The organism is Arthrobacter sp. P4_F10, assembly GCF_056401435.1.
In genome coordinates, this window is record NZ_JBFUJJ010000079.1 from 1 (window position 1) to 3575 (window position 3575).

At 64.4% G+C, this 3575-nt stretch carries 7 protein-coding genes; 1 reads left to right on the plus strand and 6 read right to left on the minus strand.

Annotated features, from left to right (window positions below; genetic code table 11):
* Positions 1-196: 196 nt before the first annotated feature.
* The gene (locus AC1DR1_RS22940) at positions 197-655 is read left to right on the plus strand and encodes a T6SS immunity protein Tdi1 domain-containing protein (RefSeq protein WP_229992178.1); all 459 of its coding nucleotides are present in this window, start codon (positions 197-199) and stop codon (positions 653-655) included.
* A gap of 115 nt (positions 656-770) precedes the next feature.
* On the opposite strand, the gene AC1DR1_RS22945 is transcribed toward AC1DR1_RS22940, so the two are convergent.
* The 6 genes from AC1DR1_RS22945 to AC1DR1_RS22970 form a co-directional block, all read right to left on the minus strand.
* Complete coding sequence (locus AC1DR1_RS22945; protein WP_229992179.1) at positions 771-1565, minus strand: HAMP domain-containing protein; 795 nt, start codon at positions 1563-1565, stop codon at positions 771-773.
* Positions 1549-1833, minus strand: coding sequence for a hypothetical protein (locus tag AC1DR1_RS22950; protein ID WP_229992180.1), 285 nt, complete (start codon positions 1831-1833; stop codon positions 1549-1551). The genes AC1DR1_RS22945 and AC1DR1_RS22950 overlap by 17 nt, the downstream gene beginning before the upstream one ends.
* Positions 1830-1976 (minus strand): winged helix-turn-helix domain-containing protein, encoded by a 147-nt coding sequence (locus tag AC1DR1_RS22955; RefSeq protein ID WP_290369308.1) that lies wholly within the window; start codon positions 1974-1976, stop codon positions 1830-1832. Before AC1DR1_RS22955 ends, AC1DR1_RS22950 begins: the two co-directional genes overlap by 4 nt.
* 9 nt (positions 1977-1985) lie before the next feature.
* A complete protein-coding gene (locus AC1DR1_RS22960) occupies positions 1986-2354 on the minus strand; it encodes a response regulator transcription factor (protein WP_290369307.1) in 369 nt (122 codons plus the stop codon).
* 106 nt (positions 2355-2460) lie between these two features.
* Positions 2461-3153, minus strand: a complete 693-nt coding sequence (locus AC1DR1_RS22965) for a DUF998 domain-containing protein (protein ID WP_229992183.1) — start codon at positions 3151-3153, stop codon at positions 2461-2463.
* A 116-nt stretch (positions 3154-3269) separates the two neighbouring features.
* A partial coding sequence (locus tag AC1DR1_RS22970; protein ID WP_476993434.1) for a MarR family transcriptional regulator occupies positions 3270-3575 on the minus strand: 306 nt, incomplete at its 5' end.

Sequence of the window (3575 nt, forward strand, 5' to 3'; positions counted from 1 at the left end):
CCAGGGGCTTGCGACTAATGCTCTCTGTGGTGCCAGTCCCGCCGCAGGGATTCAAACAGTTCCTCCTAGCACACCGATGGAGCGGCCAACTGTTGGGTGTAGTGCTGCCTGTCCCAGGGCTCCGATCACCCTGGCGGCGCGGCTTTTTGTGAGCGGGTTCCGTCGCAGCTCGCAGCACCTCCGCTAGAGTCGCCACATGGAGCCCATCCGTCGATTCTCATCTGCCCTTTACTCGGCTGCCCTCGAGCCGTGGTCGTTTCTCGACCTCGCTGGCAAAAGTCCGCTCTTCGCATCACCCTTTGGCGACGTCTTTTTCCAGGCAGACAACGGCTTCTGGTTCCTTGATGTGCTTGCGGGTGAACTGCGTCATCAATGGTCGAACCAGGATGAGCTGAACGCCGAACTGAAATCTCGTTCAGGGCAGGATGAGTACTTGATGATCACTTTGGCCGGCCAAGCTGAGAGCTCCGGTCTGCAACCGGGCGAGTGTGAGGTTTACAGCTTCCGCGTCCCGCCCGTGCTGGGAGGTTCGACCGACGTCAGTAATATCGAAGTCAGTGACTTCGTCGTGGCTTTGGACATCGCCGGACAAATCCACAAACAAGTTCTGATGCTCCCGCCAGGCACACCCATAAGCGGCATCTCTCTGTCCTAACTATTGGCCTCGTCCAACCGGGATTTGGGCTGTCCGCTCGGTCAGCCTTGCCGACACACCGAGAGCGACGTCCTCCGCCGAAGGTGCCCCTTTGTGTCTGGGATGCGCCGGTGATCTAGGCTGATCTGAATTTCACGCAGGCATCCAGACCGGTGGCTCCCATTGCCGTCTCGGAAGTTCTGGGCGTCAGCGAGGCCTCGGCGCCGCTGGCCCGGGCCAGTTGGTGCACGATGGACAGGCCGAGGCCGCTGCCCTCGCCGCTCTGCGTGCCGCGCCAGAAGCGGCTAAAGGCCCGCTGCAAACGGTCCGTCTCGTCAAGGGAGGCAGCCACCATGCGTCGGCCCGCTTCCGGGTCGATGGGGATCGTGTCGACAGCATTCTCGAGCCTCAGCCGCAGCCCCGTCAGGGGGGTACGGAGTTGATGGGAGGCATCGGAGGCAAATCCCCGTTGTTGCTCGAGCAGGTCTTTCAGCCGGTCCGCCATCCGGTTGAAGGAACCGGCGAGGGCTTTGAGCTCGGGCGCACCTCCTTCGTCGGTACGGGTGTCCAGATTGCCATCGGCGAGTAGCTCTGTGGCGGTCCGAAGCCTCTGGAGTCTTCTGGTTACGGCGCCCGCCAAGAAGTATGCCAGGATGCCGGCGAGCAATACCGTGGTGCCGGCGACGGTCCAGATGGTAGGCAGCTGGCCGTTTACCTTCTCGGTCACCACCGACGCAGGGAACGTCGGCCGCACGACGCCGGAGATCGTCTCACCGCTGAGGACAGGGACGGCGACGTAGAGCAGATCGAGGCCCAATGTCTGGGAATACCGCTGGCCGGCGTTGATCTGTCCGGTCAGCGCCGCGGCTATTTCCGGGTGTGAGCTGTAGGTTGATCCGGTGGCCGCCTGATCGTCATCGGAGGTCGCCAAGGCCGTCCCGCCCGGCGTCGATAATCACCACACGGGCGCCGCCCGCCTCCCCGTATCGCCGCACGTCAGCGGCTACTTCCGCGGGTAGGGGGCCACCAGCTCTTAACGCGTCGCCGGCCCGGCCGGCAAGCAGAAATGCGTCGCGTTCAAGGGAGGTGGTGAGGCGCTCACGTTCACCGCGGACCAGATAGTTCCCCAGCGGAATGTCCTGCACCAGGACCACGAGCAACGTGATGAACATGAACGCGCCGATCAGCCTCCATCTCATCCAGGCACTCCCAGCCTGAACCCGACGCCCCGGACGGCCTCGATCCAGCGTGGATCACCGAGCTTCTTGCGGATCCCGGCTATGTGGGCATCCACGGTTTTCGTGGTGCCGTACCAGTCGCCGTCCCACACAGCGCGAAGGATTTCGCGACGCTAGAACACCGCACCAGGCTCGGCTGCAAGGAAGTACAGGAGTTCGAACTCTTTTGCCGTCAGAGAGACCTCCACTCCGTCGAGGACCACGCGACGGGACCGCTGGTCAATGCTCAGGCCGCCGATTGTCCTGCTGATGTCCGTCTCGGGACGGCCGTCCGGGAGCCGCTCTTCGGAGCGGCGGGCCACTGCCCGGATCCTGGCGATGAGTTCCCGCATGCCGAAAGGCTTGACCAGATAGTCGTCGGCGCCCAGTTCCAACGCCAGCACCCGGTCGATCTCTTCATCCCGTGCACTGACAACGATGATCGGGGCCCGAGCCTGGCGACGACAAGCGCTCAGGCAACGATGACTGAAGCCATATCCCACAGCCGGGGCCGGGCTGCCGTCAGTCTGAAGTGGACGGCCTGTCGAACCCAGCGCATCATGCAGTCCGAGAGACCCCTGACCGCACCAGTCAGGCCGAGGCCCGGTACTACAGCGGCGCTTGTTGGCTGGGTGCCCCGTCCCGATAGATGTGGCGCAACCGGGACGCGACAGCGAAAATCCAGGCCATCACCGTCACCAGAATGACGCGCTGCACCAGGCCCTTCCACTCGAACAAACCGCTGTCGGGCTGCTGGCTTAACTTGAGCAGGCCAATCCCGAGAGTCAGGACAACGCCGGCGGCCAGTGTCCACCCCGCCATGGGGCGCCAGGACCGGTCGCCACGGAAGCGCCGGTAGAAAACGAAACAACTAACCGGCGCTAGCGTGAAGAAGAGCGCCCCGAAGATTCTATGCACGACACCCTGCGCGGTGGCCTGGCTGAACATCGCCGACGGATCGGTGGTGAACAGTCCTGACACCATCAGGCTGACTCCCATGCACTCCACCAGCACCGGCCCGGCCCGGGAAGCAGCCCCGGTGCTGAAGTGGGCGGCGAGGCCGCGACCGAACACCACCACCAAGGCACCGGTCAGCACGAAGTTGAGCATCTGGACCCAGCCGTAGGGCCCAAGCGACAGTTCGCTGACGAACATGGAGTTCGGCGTGTAGCCCGGGCACAGCCACCCGTAGACGGTGAAAACGGAGACAAAAAGGACTGCCCCCACCATCCCCGCCACAGCGGCCAGTCCGACGCGCCGGCGTCGGACCGCTGCGTGGCCCTGGACAGAACTCGAGATCACAAGCTGAAGCCTAGTGCGTCAAGGCGGAGACCTCGACGCCCACATGGTTACTGACCTCCCCGACGGCTGCGGCGCCGGGCGTGAATGAGCGTGCGCGGAGGCACACCCAACCGCTCCTATCGCGAGGCGAGCCGGTCCGCGTTGTTGCTCATGCGTTCGAGGACGCTGACAGCCATGGCATACTCATCCGCTCCGATGCCTGCCGTGAGCTCACGGCGGGCAGCTTCCACCAGCCCGGTTGCCTCCGAATGCAGAGCGGAGCCGGCCTCGGTCAGGGCGAGGCGACCATCCAGCAGGAGCACCAGCCCCCGCCGAACCAACGCGGCCAGGTCCCGCTCCTGCCCTCCGCCGCCGTCCGCTGCGTTGAAAGGCCGCAGGATATCCCGCATTTCCGCCGGCGTGACGGGGGCGGAGCCCAACGT